Genomic DNA, 21,704 nt, shown 5'->3' with positions numbered 1-21,704 from the left:
ACAGAAAAGACAATAACCATTCTTTTAGCGAGTCAATGATAGTGAAAGTTTGACAGACCCTGGTATTGAAAAGATCCTCTATTTTACTCAAATTTGAATTAAGTAGAATTTGACGAGTGATTTCGTTAACAATCAACAGAGGAAATAATTGAATGTATCGATTATTTTAAATTTGGGTGGTAACACGAGTACTTTCGTCCCTTGGGATGAAAGTACTTTTTATTTTGCTGTGAATCACTAATATGCCTGCTAAAAAAAATAAAATAAGAGCTTATTTTATATGAAATTAGACTTATTAATAAAGACCTACAAAAGAAAGCGAGGAACTAAAAGTGAAAATGAAAGAAACTTTACAATTGGGAAAAACAGCTTTTCCAATGCGAGGGAATTTGCCAAATCGTGAGGTAGAATGGCAAAAAGATTGGGAAGAACAAAAAATCTACGAAAAACGTCAAGAATTAAATGAAGGCAAGCCAACATTTGTCCTTCACGATGGACCACCATATGCCAATGGAAATATTCATTTGGGGCATTCATTAAATAAAATCAGTAAAGACATCATCATCCGTTCAAAATCTATGTCTGGATTTCGTTCGCCGTATGTCCCTGGTTGGGATACACATGGGTTACCAATCGAGCAAGTTCTGACTAATAAAGGCATCAAAAGAAAAGAAATGACATTAGCTGAATACCGAGAAAAATGCGAAGAGTATGCACGCTCACAAGTAGATACTCAACGCGCTGATTTCAAACGTTTAGGTGTTGCTGGTGATTGGGAACATCCTTACATTACATTAGATCCTTCTTATGAAGCAGCTGAAATCCGCGTATTTGGGAAAATGGCTGAAAAAGGCTATATCTATAAAGGATTGAAACCTATTTACTGGTCTCCTTCTAGTGAGTCTTCACTGGCAGAAGCAGAAATCGAATATAAAGATGTTAAATCACCATCTATCTACGTAGCATTTAAAGTCGTTGATGGTAAAGGTATTTTAGACACAGACACATCACTTGTAATCTGGACAACGACACCTTGGACACTTCCTGCAAACTTAGGAATTTCTGTGAATTCTGATTATCAATACGTCGTAGTTAATGCCTATGGTAAAAAATATGTTGTTGCTAAAGATCTTTTAGAAACGGTTAAAGAAGCAATTGGTTGGGACGATGTTGAAGTTCTTGAAACAATTTCTGGTAAAGACATGGAATATATAACAGCCCAACATCCTTTTTATGATCGTACATCATTAGTTATGTTAGGGGATCATGTAACATTGGATGCTGGTACTGGGTTAGTACACACCGCACCTGGACATGGTGAAGATGACTATATCGTTGGTAAAAAATATAATCTAGATGTACTCTCGCCTTTGGATAATCGTGGTGTATTTACGGATGAAGCACCTGGTTTTGAAGGGATTTTCTATGATAAAGCGAATCCAATGATCACAGCATTATTGGATGAAAAAGATGCATTATTGAAATTAGATTTCTTTACACACAGTTACCCACATGATTGGCGTACGAAAAAACCTGTCATCTATCGTGCAACACCTCAATGGTTTGCATCAATTGATAAGTTCCGCGAAAACATTTTAGATGAAGTAGAAAAAGTCGATTGGATTCTACCTTGGGGAAAAACACGTCTTTATAATATGATTCGTGACCGTGGCGACTGGGTAATTTCCCGTCAACGTGCTTGGGGAGTTCCATTACCAATTTTTTATGCAGAAAATGGTGAAGCAATCATTACACCAGAAACAATCGAACATGTAGCAAATTTATTTGCTGAACATGGCTCAAACGTTTGGTTCAAACGTGAAGCGAAGGACTTATTACCAGAAGGATTTACACATCCAGGTTCTCCAAATGGTGAATTTACGAAAGAAACGGATATTATGGACGTTTGGTTCGATTCGGGTTCATCTCATGAGGCGGTATTACGTCAGCGTCCAGAACTAACTTTTCCAGCTGATATGTATCTAGAAGGTTCAGATCAGTATCGTGGTTGGTTTAATTCAAGTATTACGACAAGTGTGGCTATTAACGGTGTAACTCCTTACAAAGCTGTTTTATCTCAAGGGTTCACATTGGATGGCGAAGGTCGTAAAATGAGCAAATCATTAGGCAACACAATTTTACCGGATAAAGTAATCAAGCAAATGGGTGCAGATATTTTGCGTCTGTGGGTAAGTAGTGTGGATTATGAAGCAGATGTACGTGTATCAATGGATATCTTAAACCAAGTTTCCGAAGTATATCGAAAAATTCGTAATACAATGCGTTTCTTGTTGGCAAATACGAATGATTTTGAACCTAAAGAACATACTGTTGCATATGAAGATTTACGTTCTGTGGATAAATATATGGTTATTCGACTAAATCAAGTAATCAAAGAAATTCGTGAAAAAGGCTATGAAAAATACAATTTCATGCAAATTTATCGTTCTGTGATGAACTTCTTAACAGTTGACCTATCTTCATTCTATTTAGATTTTGCTAAAGATGTAGTGTATATCGAAGCTGAAGATAATTATCAACGTCGTTGCATGCAAACAGTATTTTATCAAACAGCTGTTGCACTAACAAAACTATTGACACCAATCATTCCACATACTTCTGAGGAAATCTGGAGCTTCTTAAAAGAAGAGGAAGACTATGTTCAGTTAGCTGAATTCCCAGGGTATGAAGAGTTCACAAATCAACAAGAGTTATTAGACACTTGGGCAGCATTTATGAGCTTTAGAGATAATGTTTTAAAAGCTTTAGAAGAAGCACGTAATTCTAAATTGATTGGTAAATCTTTAGAAGCAAAAGTGACAGTTTACCCGAATGAGCAAATTCATGAGTTGTTAACAGCTGTGGATGCAGATATCGCCCAATTGTTGATTGTTTCTGATTTTGAGGTAGCATCTAGAACTGCTGAAACTCCTGAAAATGTAGAAAAATTCGATGATATGTCAATTCTTGTAGAAAAGGCAGACGGCGAAACTTGTGATCGTTGTCGTGCGGTACGTACAGATGTTGGAGAAGATGAAAAACTACCACATTTATGCGGACGTTGTGCTACAATTGTTGAAGAAAATTATCCAGAAGCTGTAGCTGAAGGATTTGAAGAATAAGAACAGTTAAGTAAGTAAAAAAGAGTATTAAACATTCTCTGTTTAATACTCTTTTTTTGCTGACCGTTCAACAATACTTTCAAACATTCAGCTAACGAAAAGATAATCAGCTATTTTTTTGTTGCATCAGAATTTAGATAACCAATCCAAGAGCCTTTGTTGTCATAAATTGAATAGTAGATAGCCCCAGAAAAGTGATTATATTTTCCTTGAGCATGATAATTTTTTTTATAATGGCTAGTTGTATTACCTTTTTTTCTAGAAAATTTATCAAGATCTGCCCAAAGCGTATATCCTTTTCGTTCAATAGTTACATTTTTATCATATTTTAGCCAAGCCCCTTGTGCTCCCGAAGCCGGAGTCCCACCGTTAGCATTTAGATAGCCTTTCCATGTACCTTTACTATCATAGAGTGAAAAGTAAGTGGGGCCAGAAACATGATGATATTTCCCTTTGACTTGAAGTGTTTGTTGAAAAAGAGTTGTTGAATTGCCTTTTTTACTAGAAAATTTATTGATATCGCCCCAAAGAGTTTGCCCTTTTTTAGTCAAAGTGACATACTTGTTTTCTTTTAACCAAGAGCCTTGAGGGCCACTTGCTAAACTAGCACCAGCAGCATTCAAATAGCCTTTCCAGTTGCCTTTTCCATCATAAAGTGAATAGTAAACTGCACCTGAAAGATGCTGATATTTCCCTTTGACTTGGAAAGTTTGTTGAAAAAGATTCGTTGAATTGCCTTTTTTACTAGAGAATTTGTTGATATCACCCCAAAGAGTTTGTCCCTTCTTAGTCAAAGTGACATATTTGTTTTCGTTTAGCCAAGCACCTTGTGGTCCGGTTGCACTGGTAGCTCCCGCAGCATTTAAATAGCCTCGCCATGTCCCTTTATTATCGTAGAGTGAGAAGTAAGTGGCACCAGAAACATGACGATATTTCCCTTTGACTTGAAACGTTTGTTGAAAAAGATTTGTTGAATTGCCCTTTTTACTAGAGAATTTGTTAATATCACCCCAAAGAGTTTGCCCTTTTTTAGTGAGAGTGACATACTTGTTTTCATTTTGCCATATTCCTTGAGGACCAGAGGCCTTTGTTGTTGCAGAGGCATTTAGGTATCCTTTCCATTTGCCGTTATTATCATAGAGTGAATAGTAGGTAGCGCCATTCATATGTTGATACTTACCACTTACTTTAAATGTCTGATTATAGAGACTTGTTGTAGAGTTCGTTGTTGAATTGAAATTAAAGTTTGACCAGACTGAATAATTCTTTTTAGTAATTGTTACGTATTGATTGGCGCTGAGCCATTTTCCTTGTGCACCATTTTCAAGATAACCAGTGTAATCCATAGAAATATCAAATGGATGTGCTATACCAGGAATATAGTATTGAGAAGACCATTGCCAAGCTGAGAATTCGTTATTCCATTTCATATTCGCAGTTGGTGTATAAGGATATTGCGCAACCCACATATTTTTAGCACCAAATTTACTTACAGAAAAATAGCCGCTTGTGGCATAAGATCTATTCATATAATACATAGTGTTAGAGAAGCCTTTGGACTTTAACGTGTTAACGAACGTTGTAGTATTAGGTGTTAAATTGGTATTCAACATTTTTCCTTCTTCGATGTCAATCACCATAACTGTAGATTTTGGTAACTTGAATCGATTAGCTAGTGAAACAAAATATGTGGCTTCTTTGGTAGAACTACTACTTGTCGTATAATGAGCATAGTGATAAGCAGAAACCTTAAGGCCCGCAGCCGTAGCATTATTGATTTGCTCTTGAGCATATGGATTAATATAATAATCGCCTTCCGTGAGTTTAACAACAACTCCGTTAATGCCATATGTTTTCATTTTTTTAAAATTCGCAACTGAAATTGAACTATTATGAGACGATATATCAATAAAATGAGATTTGGGTCTATTGGCTTCACCTGCATGAACGATATCCATTGAGCTACGGAGAAGATTATTACTTCGAGCTAGAGGATTCAAATCTGAGCGATTGGATGGAAGATAATAGTCATCAAAATATAATTGTTCTCTAGGTTCAATTGTTTCACTCGAATCAGTTTCAGAATAACTAATTTCACTAGAATCAGAGGTGACTGAATGTACTGGAGTCTCTGATTCTACTGTGGTATTAGTTGTCTCAATCACATCACTCGTAGTTGATTCAACTGAACTGTCTGATGTGGAAACTTCCTCAGCGTATGAGTGTACGTTCATTCCCAGTGACAGAGCTATTAAAACACTTAAAAGTACCCCATTAAGTTTTATTTTTTTCATTTTTTCCTCCAAGAATCTTAAAGTTTTCCACGTTCTCGGTACCAAACATCTGGTTGCCAATCCCAAGTGAAACTATCTTGCTCTAGTAAATCAACTGCAGCTTCAGGTCCCATTGATCCTGCGGCATAATTAGGAAAGTCCACAGATGTCTTATCCCAAGCTTGACGAATAATATCGACAATACGCCAAGATTGAGCAACTTCGTCCCAGTGAGAGAAGTTTGTACCATCACCATTCAAACTATCCAATAATAATTTCTCATAGGCTTCAGGACTATTTCCTGTTGTTTCTGCACTATGACGATAATCTAATTTTACAGGTGTAGTCGTAAAACCTTGACCGATTTCTTTTCCATTTAGTGTCATTGAGAAACCTTCAGTTGGTTGAATATAAATCGTTAACACATTTGGCGGTAAATCAGTTTTTTCACCGCATTTATCAATATCATCTTTGAAGACATTGACAGGGACTTGTTTGAAGACAATATTGATACGTGTTCCTTTTTCAGTTAGACGTTTTCCTGTACGGATATAAAAAGGAACGCCTGACCAACGGAAGTTATCAATTAAAAACTTGCCAGCAACAAAAGTTTCTGTTTGAGAGTGTTCATCAACATTTGGCTCATCTCGGTAGCTAATAAATTCTTGACCATCCAGTTTTCCAGAACCGTATTGACCACGAACGAAGTTTTCCAAAGCTTCTTCTTCTGAATATAGACGAATTGCTTGTAAAGCTTTGACTTTTTCTGCACGAATTTCAGCTTCTGAAAAAGCAACGGGAGGTTCCATCGCTAATAATGCTACGACTTGTAAGATGTGGTTTTGAACCATGTCTTTTAAAGCACCGCTGTGTTCATAATAACCGCCACGATCTTCAACGCCAAGGCTTTCTGCAAAGGTGATTTGGACGTTATCGATATAGCGATTGTTCCATTGTGATTCAAAAATGTTATTAGCAAAGCGAATCGCAGAAATATTTTGGATCATTTCTTTTCCTAAGTAGTGATCGATTCTAAAAATATCTTTTTCAGGAAAAACTGCACGAATTTCTTCATTCAGTTGGTAAGCAGAAGTGTAATCAGAGCCAAAAGGTTTTTCAATGACTAAACGATCAAAACCATTATCAGTTAGTATTTCTTGAGATTTTAAGTGTTGGACGATAGTACCAAAAAATTGTGGAGCCATTGCTAAATAGTAGATATGATTGCCACCTAATTGATATTTATCATTTAATGTATCAGATAATTTTTTTAAGGTATCGTAATGCTCGGAATCATTAACATTATGGGATTGATAGTAAAAGTGACTTGAAAAGGTTTTCGCCTCTTCAACTGTTGGATTAAGATCCTTGATTGTTTCACGTACAATCTCACGGTAGTGTTCATCAGACCAATCTCTTCTTGCCGTGCCAATGACAGCAAAGTGTTTAGCCAAAATTCCTTTACGATATAAACGGAATAAAGAAGGGTAAAGCTTTCTTTTTGCCAAATCGCCAGTGCCGCCAAATATAGTAAACAAAGCTATTTTTTCATTCATTTCATTTCCCCGCTTTCTAATATAGGCTGGACAGAAAATGTTTCTGTTCCTGCCATTTATAAATCTTGTTTATTTATAGTCGATCAACAAAAATCGTACTTGCCGCTTTGTAGCTGATCGCTAGTTCTTTTTTATTGTTACTAATACTGATTGGGCCTTCATAAGCAGCGATTTTATCGATTGTGTATTCTTCGTGGATCTGCAAGTCGATCGCTACTAGATAATCAAGTAATTCTTTCTCATCTAACACTCGAGCGATACGGATCCTAGTGCCAATAGGATAATCTACTAACGTTTGACGCTTTTCTTCGTGGACAGGCTGATCATCTCCCGGGATGACACCGCCATGAGGACAAAATTTTGGTTGATTCAAGTAAGCAGACAAACGATTTGCTAGTGTTTGTGAGGTGACGTGTTCCAGCACTTCTGCTTCATCGTGAACTTCATTCCATGAATAGTTTAAATGTTCAACTAAAAACACTTCCCATAATCGATGTTTTCGAATAAGAGTACTTGCTTTTTTGAGTCCTAAATCTGTTAGTTGAACCCCCTGATAAGGTGAATGTTCCACTAATTTTTCTTTCACTAGTTTTGAAATCATCTCACTGACAGATGCCGCTGAGACATCCAAACCAGAGACAATTTGCTTGTTGTTGATTTTATTTTCATCGCCACCTAATTCAAAAATCAGTTTTAGGTAGTCTTCGCGATTTGGGGTCATATATTTCATCCTTTCAAAAAAGCCATCACGATAAGTTTATCAGAAAATTGATTTTTTGACCATTTAATAATATGTTAATCTAAAAAAAAAAGAAGGTTTTAATCTTTTATCATAAAAGTAGTGAGTAAACATAGGAATGATAACGTTTTCTAGCGATTTTTCTTCTGTGATGAAGTAATTTTTTTCACGAAAACCGTTTACTATTTGATAGTATATTAGAATATGATTAGAATGCGGAGATAGAACTTACTTCTTGCCAATATCTGATGCTCCTGGTACATACTTCAGTCAGCTTTTTATAAAAAATGGGAAGATTTACCAGTTTTCTACTTTTCTTTGTTTTATAATAGAGATATCATTTTTAAGGAGAGACTACGATGGAACCAAAAAAATATATTTTATCGATTGATCAAGGAACAACGAGTTCTCGTGCGATTATTTTTGATCAAGAGGGAAAAGCAGTGGCCAAAGCACAAAAAGAGATAACACAATATTTTCCAGCTCCAGGTTGGGTTGAGCATGATGCGAATGAAATCTGGAATTCGGTTCAATCCGTCATAGCGGATGTGTTGATCGAATCTAAATTAAAACCAGCTCAAATAAAGGCTATCGGTATTACAAATCAACGAGAAACAACAATTGTTTGGGATAAAGTAACTGGTGAGCCAATTCATCGAGCGATTGTCTGGCAATCGAAACAAACCAACGAAATTGCGAATGAACTGAAAGAGCAAGGCTATCAATCATTTTTTCAAAAACGAACAGGGTTGATCATTGATTCTTATTTTTCAGCAACCAAAGTTAAATGGCTTTTAGAAAATGTCACAGGAGCAGAAAAGAAGGCTGAATCAGGACAATTGTTATTCGGAACGATCGATACATGGTTATTGTGGAAGCTTACGGGGGGCAAAGTTCACAAAACAGACTATACAAACGCTAGTAGAACGATGTTATTTAATATTCATACATTAGAGTGGGATCAAGAAATTTTAGATATCTTAGAAGTGCCTAGAATGATGTTGCCCGAAGTTTGTTCAAATGCAGAAATATATGGATATACAGAAGACTATCATTTTTATGGAGAAAATATTCCTATTGCTGCAATGGCGGGTGACCAGCAAGCAGCTTTGTTTGGACAAGCAGCCTTTGAAAAAGGAATGGTCAAAAACACTTATGGCACAGGTGCATTCATTGTGATGAATACAGGTGAAAGTGCGATTATCTCTGAAAAAGGGTTGTTGACGACCATCGGATATGCCGTTGATGGAAGGATTACTTATGCATTAGAAGGTAGTATCTTTGTAGCAGGCTCAGCAGTTCAATGGTTACGTGACGGACTAAAAATTATTGAATTGGCAGGTGAATCTGAAACCTTGGCTAACCAAGTTGTAGATTCTGATGGCGTTTATGTTGTTCCGGCCTTCACTGGTTTAGGCGCCCCTTATTGGGATCAAGAAGCACGCGGTGCCATCTTTGGTCTTACAAGAGGGACAACAAAGGAGCATTTGATTCGTGCAACACTAGAATCGATTGCTTATCAGAGTGCAGATGTGATCAAAACAATGGAGAACGAATCTACTATTGAAATTAAGTTGTTAAGAGCAGATGGTGGTGCGTCAAAAAATGATTTATTGATGCAATTTCAAGCCGACATAATTGATCGTCCCGTTGAAGCAGCTGATTTTTCTGAAACAACAGCTTTAGGTGTGGCTTATATGGCTGGTTTGGCAGTAGGGTTTTGGGCCGATTTAGGCACAATAAAAAAATTGGCTAATAATAGTAAACGATTTGTTGCAAAAATTACAGAAGAAAAACGTACTGAGTTGTATGAAGGGTGGCAGCGAGCTGTATATGCAACGATGGCGTATAAAAAGAAAGAATAGAGTTGGCTAATTGAGTAAAGGTGGGAAAGATTGGGATGAACTATAAACCTAAAGTTTGGCAAGAACTGAATAGCGAGTATCAAGAAATAACCCCTGATGTTCGTTTACGCGCATATATTCAAACCTATTGGCTTAGTTATTCTGATAAATTAAGTGGACCCACTCGGATCATTCCAGATTTATGTTCCGATTTAATTGTGCAACTAAGTCCAGAGCTTGATCTCTTATCAATTAAAATTTGTGGTCCAAATACAGGATTCTTTTATTCTCGTGTCGAACAACCTACTGTTTATTTTGGAATTCGATATTTTTTAGGAGGTATGTATCCTTTTCTTAACAGCTCATGCAAAGGATTAAAAAACCAATTAGTGGAATTAGATATAGTTGAAAAAAACATGGCAAATGACATGAAGGAGAAGTTATCAGGAAAAAAATCGTTCGATGAACTTGTTAAAAGTTTGGATCTGTACTTTATAAATCAATTGAATCGTTTAGAATTTAAGCTTCTTTCACCCCCCGTTCATGAATTTATTGATAACCACTGTCGCCCGATTAAAATGGGGATTTCCGAACGAAGTTTACAACGTTTGTTTAGAGAGGAAACAGGATTGTCTCCTTATGAAGCATTTGATGTTTTACGTTTTCAAAAAATTTATCAAGAGTTAATGACATACTCTCAGATCAATCATTTAGATTTAGTTGAAAAATATGATTTTTTTGATCAAGCTCATTATAGTCGGAAAATGAAAAAAATGACTGGTTTAACACCACAAGAGATTTGCCGCCATGTCGGTATTTTACAAGACAAGATTTAAGTAGCATATTATAATTAGTAAAAGAAATGGAGGCTATTCAGATGAAATTAGATATGGTAGGAATCATTGTCGAGTCAATGGACCAAGCAATTTTATTTTACGAACGCTTAGGATTTGAAGCGGCCGGGGAGAATGATGCTGATTACGTAGAACTTAATAATGAAGGGATGAGAATTTCACTAAATACGAAAAAAATGATTGAAGGAATTTATGGTTATCCGCCTAAAAGTGAAGGGGATAAAATCGAACTAGCTTTTCTTTGCGATTCTCCGACAGAAATCGATCAGTTATGTGAGAAAATGAAAGGGTTTGGCTATGAGCTTTTTCGTGAACCTTGGCAGGCCTTTTGGGGTCAATATTATGCGATCATCAAAGATCCAGATGGAAATCTGTTGAGTTTTTTTAGCAATAATGATTAGAAAGGGTTCGAAAAAAAACAAAAATCTGTATGAGGGGAGATACTCCTCAACTCGACTGTAGTTGCCGATTTTAATGTTAAAACTTAGGAGGAATAAATTGATGAAGGAGACGATTGCGTATTTAAAAGAGTCAGCAAAAGCATGGCCTGGTGCAACGGTTGCCTATCGGGAAGATTGGGACTGTGATTATTTTGGGATCGAGAAGAAATGTTTTTGTATGCTTGGGACGAATAAAGAAGGCAATTGGGTAATGACCGTTAAAGGGGATCCAGAAGCAAATGAATTGTTGCGTGAACAATACTCAGATGTTGTTCCAGGCTATTATGCAAATAAAACGCATTGGAATTCTTTTTTGTTGGAACAATCGTCCTTTACAAAGGAACAGTTAGCAGTTTTTTTAAGAAAATCCTATGAGTTAGTTCTTGGTAAATTACCTAAGAAAGTGCAAGGAAAATACCAATAAGTAACTGAATAAAAACGCCAAAGAGTGTTTGATTCTGTTTCACTTTGGCGTTTTTTTATTTTACCCTTGGGGAATGGTCAAAACAACATTTCCTCTTTTCTAGTTGTTAGTTATAAATACCTAGTAACTAAGGAATTACTCCTAAATACATAGAGAAAATAGCTGGAAAATTTATTTCTCCTGATGTGATCAAATACAAAAAATCTATTATAATAGATGGATTTAAACTTTGAACCTAGAGTTAACCAAGTTCACTAAATGGATAGATTCCCTAAAGGTGCTCTCGTAATACCCATTGATATGTTTTCTTTTTTTGATATTTCCTTTTTTAAATAGACGAGCGGACTATCTTCAAATAGTTTATCCAATTCGTTTTGTCGAGCAAAATTTTGATTAGAGCCATTTAATAATGCGTGGAACCATTCTTTTATTTCTAATGGATATAAATTTCCAGTTATAGAAGATAACCTATTGAATCCTAGGTCAATTTTTTCTTTGATACCAATCTCTCCGCCCGCATAGATGTAGATGTTTTTACTAATTGCAGCTTTTAAATCACGAATGCGAGTGCTATCCCCAGCTTCTTTGATACCAATAATATTAGCTTCTTGGAAAATAGCAATAAGCGTATCCATCGCTATATCAAACCCAGTTCGTTTAGGATTATTATAGATAATAATTGGTTTTTGAAGGACTTGAGAAATTTGCTTTACATAAATGAGGGCTTCTTTTTGACTTGGTAGAACATAAGGAGGAAATCCTAACAAAACGCCTGAAACTTTGTTTAAAGAGTTAATCGCTTTGGCTAAAAGTACAGCTTCTTTTTGGCGAATACTCGATACTCCAAAGAGGATTTCCAAGTTATTATTTATTCTTGTTTCTTTTTCTATCGCATTCAAAATTGAAATTTTTTCTTGTAAAGACAAACTATGTTGTTCTCCAGTTGAGCCGCAAACTAAAACGGAACCGATTCCTATATTTTGCAAATAGAGGATATGTTCGATCGTATCATTTATGTTTAGGGTTTCGTCATGGTAAAAAGCGGTAGGTACTGCAACGTGATAATCATTTACTAAGTTATAGTTCATAATGCACCTTCTTTTTTTTATTTAATACTAGCTTACCAAAAAAAAAGCTACTTTTACAATTCTATTCTCCAATTTTTTCTATTACAATTGCCTATATAAAAACTATATGCTATTAATTAGACAATAAATAAACCAAGAAAGAAGCGTGTTTTTATGACGGATAACGTCTTGTGTGAATATATGGTAAGTTCATCTGTGGTTTCAGTAGAGAAGCACCAAGATAAAGTCAAAATCATCCAGCTCTTTGTAGAAAATGGTCTTATGAAGATCGGTGAAATAAGCTATCCGATTGTTTATGGCGATTTATATTTCATAGACGCTAAGCAAAGTTATTCAGTTGAAGAGGTGGATACGGAATTGACTCATAGTACAATCATGATTTCAGCTGAAGAATTAGTGAAATTATCTAGTATACTGGATTTTGAGGTTGAATATCATACAATTTTTGAAAAAAACGGTCATTTCCAGGTTGCTTCTCCACATTATAAAGCAATCGACAAACGATTTAAAGAAGCATTCAGTGTTTTTGAAACAGCAAAACCATTTTCAAAAGCGTTACTTATTTCAAGGGTGCTCGAGTTGATCAATTATGCTGTTGTAACATTAGAAAAAAGAAAATAAAAAAAGTTTGAAAATAGTGTTGACTCTCCCCTAACTGGAACCTATATGATAAGAATGTCTCGAGACAAGAAACTATTTATCCGGCTGCAAAGGCTAGGTCTTCGTAAAAAAATAAAAACAGAATGAGGTAATAAGCACCTCAGTCGATTTTTATTATGTTTAGGCAGAGCTGAAAGAGCCCGCTATACTTTTAAATTAGGAGGTAATTATGTTATCAATTGGTGATTTTTCAAAGGTATCACAAGTTTCACCTAAAACACTTCGTTATTATGATGAAATCAATTTATTGAACCCAAATTATACAGATGCAAAAAGTGGGTACCGTTATTATGATGTCAATCAGCTTGAGACGATTCTTTTGATCAAGCGATTGAAAGAATACATGTTTTCATTAGACGAAATCAGACAGGTCATTGAAAGTGACCAAGATCAAGAGTTGCTGCAAAAATCCATCATTAAGAAGAAAAAAGAAATCAACCAAAAGATGCAGAATTACTCTCTGTTGTTGGATCGGATAGTTGATGATCTAACGGTATTAGAAAGGGGAAAAAAACTGATGTCTTATTTAAATTCAATTGAAGTCAAACTAACTGAAGTACCAGAGATGAATATTTTATATCTTAGGAAACAAATGAACGTAAAAGAATATGGAAAATATATAGGGGAACTATTTGGCCGTCTTGCCGCAGAAAAATTTACTCCAACAGGACCACCATTGACGATTTATCATAGTCTAGATTTTGACCCGGAAAGCAGCGATATGGAATTAGCGATACCGATCGCTGAAAAAAATGAACAAACGAGGATGTTACCTGCAAGTTTATGCGCAACGTCAACCCATGTTGGAGCCTACACAGAGATGTCCGCAGTCTATAGTAAAATAGTGAAATGGATCGAAGAACAAGGCTATAAAATGAATGGGGCACCATTTGAAATTTATCAAACAGATCCCCATACTACGGATCCTGATAAAAATGTGGTTGAAATCTATTTTCCAGTAGCTCTTTGAGTAAAAATATATCAGCAGTAATAATACACAACAATCTGACAGATGATTTTCTGTTGGGTTGTTGTGTTTGGTTTTAAACGTTCAACTTAAAAAAGGTTTAAAAAAGTTTGGAAAGATATACTGGAAGCTTGGTTGCTGCAAGTTATTGCGAGTTTTGCGTACCAATCAATTAGCTAAAATCAATCACAGATGATTCCAATGGAGAACTGGTAATGTAAAATTTTTAGTAAAAGCTATTGACTATATTTGTATTTCGTGATAAATTGTTTAGAAATAAATGAGAATAAAATGAAAGAACGATGATCAGAATAGTAGATGAATTGATTCGTTTTAGAGAGTTTCCGGGTGCTGCAAGGAAATAACGAAACATCATTGAACACGCCTGTAAGTTATTTTTCTGAAATAACAGATTTAGTTTAACGAAAATTCTTTCGTTTTCTAAAGTAAGTAGGAAAAATCGGAGAGTCCGTTATCACTCCATAGTTTATCAAACTAACAGAGGTTTTTACTGTGAAGTAAAAACAAATCTGAGGTGGGACCACGTGAAAAATTTCTCGTCCTCTTGGCTTATTTGCCAAGGGGGCGATTTTTTTATTCAGATAATATGAGGATTAAAAAAATGAAGGAGGGAACCTAATGAAGTGGAATCGTAGTTTACCAGCTGGAACGAAAGATAAGTTATTTCGAGAAGCCAATGGGGCTTATCAATTAGAAAAAAAAGTGAATGATATTGTGAAAAAAAGAGGATATCAACGAATCGATACGCCGGTGATCGAGTTTGAAGATGTATTTTACGGTGAGGAAAAAAATGAAAAAGAATTTTATCGTTTTTTCGATAAACAAGGTCGTTTACTTGTTTTGCGTCCAGATATGACGATGCCGATTGGTCGTGTGATTGCAACCACAGGCATTCAGCCACCACTTAAATTATCCTATAGCGGGAAAGTATTTCGCTCAAATGATGATATGCTAGGAGAACAAAATGAATTGACCCAAGCCGGAATCGAGCTGATCGGTTACTCTTCTTTAAAAGCAGAAGTCGAATGTATCACTTGTGCCGTCGAAATTTTAGAAGCATTAAAGGTACCCAACTTCCATTTTGAATTAGGCCATGCGCAAATTTTTCGTTCTATAGTGATTTCGTTAGGTTTAAATGAAACAGAAAAATCAGAGCTCCAAATTTATTTTAGTAATAAAAGCTTAACGGATCTTAAACGATTTGTAGCGATGCATCCGAGCGAATTAGATGAATTTATTTGTGCAATTCCAAGGCTATTTGGTGAGGCAGTTGAGGTTTTACCGCTTGCTAAAAACGTATTGCCAAAAGAATCCCCCGTTATGAACGTCATTGATGAATTAGAGACATTAATAAATAGTATCAAGATATATCATCGAAAGATTTCATTAACAGTGGATTTAGGTTTAGTTACATTGATGGATTATTACACTGGTGTTTTATTTAGTGGCTATGCTGATTTAATACCAGATATTTTTTTACGTGGTGGACGTTATGATCATTTAGCAGAACAATTTGGACACTCGGCAATCCCAGCAGTTGGGTTAGGAATTAATTTAGATACATTGGTTGCTTTGCAATATCAAATTGACGAACTAGCCTCTTTAGAACAACCTAAAACATTAGTCCATAGTTCTCTAGCACAATTAGCTCAATCAGAAGCACTTGTAAAAGAAAATCCTGATTATCAGCTATCTTTGTTTGAAACATTGGAAGAAGCGCTGGAATACGGGGAAAAATGGCAATATCAACAAGTTATCGAGGTAACGGAAGAGAAAATACAGGTGATAAAGGTGGGGACTGGAAATTGACACAATTGACCATTGCATTGACAAAAGGACGGTTAGAAAAACAAACGTTAGTATTATTTGAACAAGCGGGTATCGATGTTTCATTTATGCAGAACAAGCAAAGAAAGTTGATTTTCACTAGTCCTGATCAACGAATCACGTTTCTCTTAGTAAAGGCAGCTGACGTGACAACCTATGTGCGCCACGGTGTTGCAGATATAGGCATTGTTGGTAAAGACGTCTTGATAGAACATCCATTTGGCTATTATGAAATGTTGGATTTAAAGATTGGTATCTGTAAGTTTTCTGTCGCCTCTACCAAAAATTATCAACCCGATGATTATAAACGAAAACGGATCGCAACGAAATACCCAACTGTGGCTTCTGAACATTTCCGTGAAAAAGGCGAGGATGTTGAAATCATCAAAATTGAAGGGTCAGTGGAAATTGCGCCTGTTTTAGGATTGGCAGATGCAATTGTCGATATTGTAGAAACAGGAACGACATTGAAAGAAAATGGCTTAGAGATTTTTGAAGATATTTGTTCTATTTCGGCTCGCGTGATCGTCAATAAAGCCGCGTTGAAACGCAAACGCCAAGCAATATTTCAATTGTTTGATGAATTGGAATCTGTAATTGAAGGAGGAGCATAAACATGAAATGGTTAACTGGAACGACCACAGATATTTTGACTGCACTTAATAACAACGCACAGCTGACGCAAGAAGACAATCAGCAAGTAGAAGAACAAGTTCGTCAAATCATCCAGCAAGTAATCAAAAATGGGGATCAGGCATTAAAGATGTATTCTAAAAAATTTGATAAAGTTGAACTACAAGACTTATCTATATCAAAGGAAACAATTGATCTAGGTTTTCAAAGAGTGGAAAAAGAAGTAATTGCAGCTTTAGAAGCAGCGAAAGAAAATATTATCAGTTATCATAAAAAGCAAAAACAATACGATTTTATGGATATGGAAAAATCAGGTGTTTTAAGAGGGCAATTAGTATTGCCGTTAGCACGAGTAGGAGTATACGTACCAGGAGGAACGGCGGCGTATCCTTCTTCTGTATTAATGAATGTTCTCCCAGCAAAAATCGCAGGTGTTCAAGAAGTCGTCATGGTTACACCGCCTTCTGCTAATGGAATTTCTGATGTGATTTTAGCAGCAGCAAAAATTGCAGGAGTGGACAAAATTTTTCAAATTGGCGGAGCACATGGAATTGCTGCACTTGCTTATGGAACGGAAACTGTGCCAAAGGTAGACAAAATCGTAGGACCTGGCAATATCTATGTGGCTACGGCTAAAAAGCAAGTCTTCGGTACAGTTGGGATCGATATGATTGCAGGACCATCTGAAATAGGAATTTTAGCAGATGAAACAGCAAATCCTACATACATTGCCGCTGATTTGCTGTCTCAAGCAGAACATGATACGCTTGCCAGAGCAATCTTAGTGACTGATTCTGTGGCGCTTGCTAAACAGGTGGAAAAAGAACTCTATCAACAATTAGAAACCTTACCTCGTAAAGAAATCGCGAAAGAAGCGATTGAAAATCATGGGATGATCATTATTGCCCAAAACCTGGAAGCAATGTTTACTATCATGAACGAGATTGCCCCAGAACACTTAGAAGTGCAGTTGGTTGATGCAATCAGTTATCTACATGAAATAAAAAACGCTGGATCGATTTTTTTAGGAGAGTATGCGTCAGAACCTGTAGGAGACTATTTTTCAGGAACGAACCATGTTTTGCCGACAAGTGGCACAGCAAAGTTCTATTCACCACTAGGAGTCTATGATTTTGTTAAGTATAGTCAAGTGACTTATTATACGAAAGAAGCACTTGAAGATGTCAAAGATGCAATTGCGCTTCTAGCTAGAAAAGAAGGACTGGAAGCACATGCTAGAGCCGTTGAATATCGTTTTGATTAATCTTGTCATTCGTTTATGATTTGGTAAAAATTACGGCTGAGGATAAAACATACTACAGTCCTTTTGGAACCTATTGTCTTGTTATATTGAGAGGAGAAAGTCATGAGAACAGCTACTTTAAAAAGAGAAACTGCAGAAACAAAAATTGAGTTGACACTTGATTTAGATCGTCAAGAGCCAGTCAGTATTCAAACCGGTGTTGGATTTTTTGATCACATGTTGATTTTATTTGCTCGTCATAGTCGGATTTCTTTAGAAATAAAAGTTGATGGTGATCTAGAGGTAGACAGTCATCATACTGTAGAAGATGTTGGTATTGTTTTAGGTCAATGTATCCGAGAAGCTTTAGGTGATAAGGCAGGGATCAATCGTTATGGGACTAGTTTTGTACCAATGGATGAGTCTTTGGCGATGGCTTCCTTGGATTTAAGTGGTCGATCGTATTTAGTTTTTGATGCAACCTTTGATAATCCTAAACTGGGTGATTTTGATACAGAATTGACGGAAGAATTTTTTCAAGCGTTTGCGTTCAATACTCAAATGAATCTCCATTTAAAAATTTTACACGGGAAAAATAGTCATCATAAAATAGAAGCCCTATTTAAAGCAACAGGTCGAGCGTTAAGGGAAGCAATTACTGAAAATCCAGATATTCAAGGGGTCAACTCCACGAAAGGAATCTTGTAGATGATTATTATCATTGATTACGATACAGGCAATACTCGAAATGTTCAAAAAGCCTTAGACTATGTTGGTTTAGAAAATAAAATTTCCGCTGATTCTAATGAAATTCGAAAGGCAGATGGGTTGATTTTACCAGGAGTAGGTGCTTTTTCATTAGCGATGAAGGAGCTAAAACAACGAGGGCTAGTTGAGGTGATAAAAGAAGTTGCACAAACAGGAACCCCGATTCTAGGTGTTTGCTTAGGAATGCAGCTACTTTTAGAAGGAAGCATGGAAAATGGGTTTACAGAAGGGTTAGGATTGATCGAAGGAATTTGTGAAAAATTGCCAGACGATCCTGATTTACCTGTTCCACATATGGGGTGGAATAAACTAATAGTGACGAATGAAACTAGACTTACAAAAGAAATAGACGGACAGTATGTCTATTTTGTTCATTCTTATTATGCAGATTGTGAGCCTGATGTGATGGATGCTTTAGTACAATACTCAATTAAAGTTCCTGCAATGATCTCTAAAGAAAATGTATACGGAACACAGTTTCATCCTGAAAAAAGCAGTGAAGCAGGCCTGATGATTTTAAGAGGATTTAAGGAGGTTGTAGAACATGCACGTCATACCAGCAATTGATATTAGAGAAGGAAAAGCCGTTCGATTAGTTCAAGGGGATTTCTTACAAAAAACGATTGTGAATCACAATCCAGTGGCTCAAGCGAAAGAGTTTAAAGAAGCAGGTATCCAAACGATGCATGTCGTTGATTTAGATGGTGCTTTGATGGGAAAAGCTGCCAATGCATCTTTAATTGAACAAATGAAAAAAGCAACTGGATTAACAATTGAAGTTGGCGGAGGCATTCGCACTTTGGCTCAAATTGATGACTATATAACGCTTGGCATCGATCGTATCATTATCGGCTCAGCAGCTTTAAGTAATCCAGAATTGGTTCAAGAAGCTGTTAGAAAATACGGGGACAAAATCGCAGTAGGGATCGATGCTAAAAATGGTAAGGTTGCTATCAGTGGTTGGTTGGATGTTAGTGAAACCAATTATCTACAAATGGCGAAAGAGATGGCGAAAATAGGTGTCAAAACAATCATTTATACAGATATAGCGAAGGATGGCACTTTAACAGGACCGACGTTTGAAGATTATGCTTTGTTGTTAAAAGCGATACCAGGTGTAAAAATCATTGCGTCTGGTGGCGTTAGTAATAAAGAGGACTTAGTGAAGCTAGCTGAGTTAGGTTTATATGGAGCAATCGTAGGAAAAGCCTTTTATAATGGGGACATCACGTTGACAGATATGTTGGAGGTTGAACAATATGTTGACTAAGCGAATTATTCCTTGTCTAGACGTAACCGATGGTCGAGTGGTCAAAGGAGTTAACTTCGTCAGTTTACAAGACGTTGGTGATCCAGTGGCTATCGCTAAAGCATACAATGAACAAGGTGCCGATGAGCTGGTTTTTTTAGACATCACTGCTACTAGCGATGGTCGTGAGACTATGATTGAAGTAGTTAAACAAACAGCAGCAGAAGTATTTATTCCCTTGACTGTTGGCGGAGGCATTCGTACTATTTCAGATATGAAAAAAATACTGCAAGCTGGCGCTGATAAAATCTCTCTTAACTCAGCAGCAATCCAACAACCAGAATTAATCAAAGCTGGTGCAGAAAAATTTGGTTCGCAATGTATCGTTGTAGCAATCGATGCAAAACGAATGGGTGACTCTTGGCATGTATTTGTCAAAGGAGGTCGTGAAGATACAGGATTAGATGTAGTAGAGTGGGCTAAAAAAGCAGTTGCCTTAGGAGCAGGTGAAATTTTACTGACCAGTATGGATGCAGATGGAACCAAAGAAGGATACGATCTTAAGTTGAATCAAGCTATTTGTAAAGCTGTAAATGTTCCCGTGATCGCTTCAGGAGGCTGTGGCAGTGCGATGGACATTGTGAACGTGTTTGAACAAACAAAGGTATCAGCAGCTTTGGCTGCAAGCATTTTTCATTATGGAGAGGTAAGTATCCCTGCGGTGAAAGAAATACTAGCATCTAACGGAATGGAGGTACGCAGATGAAACCAGATTTTAGTAAAGGATTAATCCCAGCAATTATAATAGAAGACAAAACGAAGGAAGTTTTGATGCTTGCTTACATGGATGAGAAAAGTTATGAAAAAACGCTTGAAACTGGGAAGACTTGGTTTTACTCGCGATCTCGGCAACAATTGTGGAACAAAGGGGAAACAAGTGGCCACATTCAGGAAGTAAAAAGTATTGTCCTTGATTGCGATAAAGACACGTTGCTTATTACAGTTGAGCAAACAGGACCTGCTTGTCACACCGGTCAACACAGTTGTTTTTTCAATGTGATCGTCTAGCTTAAAGGAGGTAAAAAAATGCTTGATGTACTTTACAAAGAAATACTTGCACGTAAAAAAGAGCCTAAAGAAGGTTCATACACCAATTATTTATTCGACCAAGGTTTAGATAAAATTCTCAAAAAAGTTGGAGAGGAAGCGACGGAGGTAATAATTGCAGCTAAAAATAATCAAGCAGAACTAATCTCTGAGACCTCTGACTTGATTTATCATATGTTAGTGTTACTAGTTGAGCAAGGTGTTACTTTAGAAGACATCAAAACTGAATTAGTGAAACGAGAAGGAAAATTAAGCAAAACAAAAGAACGCAAACAAATCGATGAACTTTAAAATAACTGAAAACTAAAAGAAGCGTTCCCATAAAACAATTACGGGGATCGCTTCTTTTAATTTTCATTTGGACACTCTAAAGAATCAGTAGCTTCCAAAACATACGTAGCATCATCTGCTTCATCATATAATGAAGCGGGTTTGTCATTTAGACATTGGACAATTAGATGATACCCATACTCATCTTGGGCTACTAGCCGTTTGCTCGTTAATTCTACTAGCATATAGCTTAATTTTTTACCGTCAATAATAATCTGTAAATCTTCTTCGATTTTCAACGTATGTTGTGTGGCTTTTTGTTTGTTGACAAACCACCAACTGCCTAAATAACTTTTATATAAATTAGGAATATCTGAGTCAGACTGCTGATTCTCTTGTTTCTTTTTCAAGAATAATGAGCCAGCGATGCCTGTAATAAGTGATGCACCTAAAAATAATGACCAATGTTTTTTCATACTATCATTCTCCTCTAAAACAATCATAGCATGAAATTAAAAAACAAACTATTCGAAAATCTCTTCTTATAAAAAAACTTAATGAAGTCGTAATTATTGTTACATTGGAGTGGATTTTTCTGTTCAAATTCATGTTAATTACC

General features: G+C 36.2%; 21 protein-coding genes and 1 other annotated feature. Of the genes, 16 read left to right on the top strand and 5 right to left on the bottom strand.

From position 1 onward, the window contains the following. The first annotated feature begins 332 nt into the window (after window positions 1-332). Complete coding sequence (gene ileS / locus AC4BB5_RS13905) at window positions 333-3,122, top strand: isoleucine--tRNA ligase (RefSeq protein ID WP_490456707.1); 2,790 nt, start codon at window positions 333-335, stop codon at window positions 3,120-3,122. 110 nt (window positions 3,123-3,232) lie between these two features. On the opposite strand, the gene AC4BB5_RS13900 is transcribed toward ileS, so the two are convergent. The 3 genes from AC4BB5_RS13900 to efaR all read right to left on the bottom strand — a co-directional run bounded on the left by AC4BB5_RS13900 (window position 3,233) and on the right by efaR (window position 7,672). Beyond that, a complete protein-coding gene (locus AC4BB5_RS13900; protein WP_490456706.1) occupies window positions 3,233-5,416 on the bottom strand; it encodes a GH25 family lysozyme in 2,184 nt (727 codons plus the stop codon). A gap of 17 nt (window positions 5,417-5,433) precedes the next feature. Then, window positions 5,434-6,951 (bottom strand): glucose-6-phosphate dehydrogenase, encoded by a 1,518-nt coding sequence (gene zwf / locus AC4BB5_RS13895; RefSeq protein WP_490456705.1) that lies wholly within the window; start codon window positions 6,949-6,951, stop codon window positions 5,434-5,436. A 73-nt stretch (window positions 6,952-7,024) separates the two neighbouring features. Continuing rightward, window positions 7,025-7,672 carry a transcriptional regulator EfaR gene (gene efaR / locus AC4BB5_RS13890; protein ID WP_490456704.1) on the bottom strand — a complete coding sequence of 216 codons (648 nt, stop codon included), beginning with the start codon at window positions 7,670-7,672 and terminating at the stop codon, window positions 7,025-7,027. Window positions 7,673-8,049: 377 nt separating this feature from the next. Between efaR and glpK the strand changes: the two genes are divergently transcribed. From glpK to AC4BB5_RS13870, 4 genes are all read left to right on the top strand, one after another. Then, window positions 8,050-9,555 (top strand): glycerol kinase GlpK, encoded by a 1,506-nt coding sequence (gene glpK, locus AC4BB5_RS13885; RefSeq protein ID WP_490456703.1) that lies wholly within the window; start codon window positions 8,050-8,052, stop codon window positions 9,553-9,555. 35 nt (window positions 9,556-9,590) lie between these two features. Continuing rightward, window positions 9,591-10,370 carry a DUF6597 domain-containing transcriptional factor gene (locus AC4BB5_RS13880; RefSeq protein ID WP_490456702.1) on the top strand — a complete coding sequence of 260 codons (780 nt, stop codon included), beginning with the start codon at window positions 9,591-9,593 and terminating at the stop codon, window positions 10,368-10,370. 41 nt (window positions 10,371-10,411) lie between these two features. Further along, the gene (locus AC4BB5_RS13875) at window positions 10,412-10,789 is read left to right on the top strand and encodes a VOC family protein (protein ID WP_490456701.1); all 378 of its coding nucleotides are present in this window, start codon (window positions 10,412-10,414) and stop codon (window positions 10,787-10,789) included. Window positions 10,790-10,889: 100 nt separating this feature from the next. Beyond that, window positions 10,890-11,252, top strand: coding sequence for an MmcQ/YjbR family DNA-binding protein (locus tag AC4BB5_RS13870; protein ID WP_490456700.1), 363 nt, complete (start codon window positions 10,890-10,892; stop codon window positions 11,250-11,252). 254 nt (window positions 11,253-11,506) lie between these two features. Here AC4BB5_RS13870 and AC4BB5_RS13865 read toward each other — a convergent pair whose 3' ends face one another. Then, entirely contained in the window at window positions 11,507-12,340 is an 834-nt protein-coding gene (locus AC4BB5_RS13865; RefSeq protein ID WP_490456699.1) for a dihydrodipicolinate synthase family protein, read from the bottom strand. Window positions 12,341-12,493: 153 nt separating this feature from the next. On the opposite strand from AC4BB5_RS13865, the gene AC4BB5_RS13860 reads away from it, so the two are divergent. The 11 genes from AC4BB5_RS13860 to hisE all read left to right on the top strand — a co-directional run bounded on the left by AC4BB5_RS13860 (window position 12,494) and on the right by hisE (window position 21,106). Continuing rightward, window positions 12,494-12,961 carry a hypothetical protein gene (locus tag AC4BB5_RS13860; protein ID WP_490456698.1) on the top strand — a complete coding sequence of 156 codons (468 nt, stop codon included), beginning with the start codon at window positions 12,494-12,496 and terminating at the stop codon, window positions 12,959-12,961. A gap of 208 nt (window positions 12,962-13,169) precedes the next feature. Next, window positions 13,170-13,970: a MerR family transcriptional regulator gene (locus tag AC4BB5_RS13855; protein ID WP_490456697.1), complete on the top strand. Its 801-nt coding sequence runs from the start codon at window positions 13,170-13,172 to the stop codon at window positions 13,968-13,970. Between the two features lie 290 nt (window positions 13,971-14,260). Continuing rightward, window positions 14,261-14,535: a binding site (T-box leader), on the top strand. A 71-nt stretch (window positions 14,536-14,606) separates the two neighbouring features. Continuing rightward, the gene (gene hisZ, locus AC4BB5_RS13850) at window positions 14,607-15,797 is read left to right on the top strand and encodes an ATP phosphoribosyltransferase regulatory subunit (RefSeq protein WP_490456696.1); all 1,191 of its coding nucleotides are present in this window, start codon (window positions 14,607-14,609) and stop codon (window positions 15,795-15,797) included. Continuing rightward, complete coding sequence (gene hisG, locus AC4BB5_RS13845) at window positions 15,794-16,429, top strand: ATP phosphoribosyltransferase (protein ID WP_490459074.1); 636 nt, start codon at window positions 15,794-15,796, stop codon at window positions 16,427-16,429. The genes hisZ and hisG overlap by 4 nt, the downstream gene beginning before the upstream one ends. A gap of 2 nt (window positions 16,430-16,431) precedes the next feature. After that, window positions 16,432-17,712 carry a histidinol dehydrogenase gene (gene hisD, locus AC4BB5_RS13840; RefSeq protein ID WP_490456695.1) on the top strand — a complete coding sequence of 427 codons (1,281 nt, stop codon included), beginning with the start codon at window positions 16,432-16,434 and terminating at the stop codon, window positions 17,710-17,712. Window positions 17,713-17,814: 102 nt separating this feature from the next. Next, entirely contained in the window at window positions 17,815-18,399 is a 585-nt protein-coding gene (hisB, locus tag AC4BB5_RS13835; RefSeq protein WP_490456694.1) for an imidazoleglycerol-phosphate dehydratase HisB, read from the top strand. Next, on the top strand, window positions 18,400-19,026 hold the full coding sequence (gene hisH / locus AC4BB5_RS13830) for an imidazole glycerol phosphate synthase subunit HisH (RefSeq protein ID WP_490456693.1): 627 nt from the start codon (window positions 18,400-18,402) through the stop codon (window positions 19,024-19,026). It abuts the gene before it with no gap. Continuing rightward, complete coding sequence (gene hisA, locus AC4BB5_RS13825; RefSeq protein WP_490456692.1) at window positions 19,004-19,729, top strand: 1-(5-phosphoribosyl)-5-[(5-phosphoribosylamino)methylideneamino]imidazole-4-carboxamide isomerase; 726 nt, start codon at window positions 19,004-19,006, stop codon at window positions 19,727-19,729. Before hisH ends, hisA begins: the two co-directional genes overlap by 23 nt. After that, complete coding sequence (gene hisF / locus AC4BB5_RS13820; RefSeq protein ID WP_490456691.1) at window positions 19,719-20,474, top strand: imidazole glycerol phosphate synthase subunit HisF; 756 nt, start codon at window positions 19,719-19,721, stop codon at window positions 20,472-20,474. Before hisA ends, hisF begins: the two co-directional genes overlap by 11 nt. Next, complete coding sequence (gene hisI, locus AC4BB5_RS13815) at window positions 20,471-20,776, top strand: phosphoribosyl-AMP cyclohydrolase (protein WP_490456690.1); 306 nt, start codon at window positions 20,471-20,473, stop codon at window positions 20,774-20,776. The genes hisF and hisI overlap by 4 nt, the downstream gene beginning before the upstream one ends. An 18-nt stretch (window positions 20,777-20,794) precedes the next feature. Next, window positions 20,795-21,106 carry a phosphoribosyl-ATP diphosphatase gene (hisE, locus tag AC4BB5_RS13810; protein WP_490456689.1) on the top strand — a complete coding sequence of 104 codons (312 nt, stop codon included), beginning with the start codon at window positions 20,795-20,797 and terminating at the stop codon, window positions 21,104-21,106. Between the two features lie 56 nt (window positions 21,107-21,162). On the opposite strand, the gene AC4BB5_RS13805 is transcribed toward hisE, so the two are convergent. Beyond that, on the bottom strand, window positions 21,163-21,561 hold the full coding sequence (locus tag AC4BB5_RS13805; RefSeq protein WP_490456688.1) for a DUF4828 domain-containing protein: 399 nt from the start codon (window positions 21,559-21,561) through the stop codon (window positions 21,163-21,165). Window positions 21,562-21,704: the final 143 nt, after the last annotated feature.

It is taken from the genome of Enterococcus sp. AMC1252, from assembly GCF_058216515.1.
This window is presented reverse-complemented; position numbering and strand designations above follow the sequence as displayed.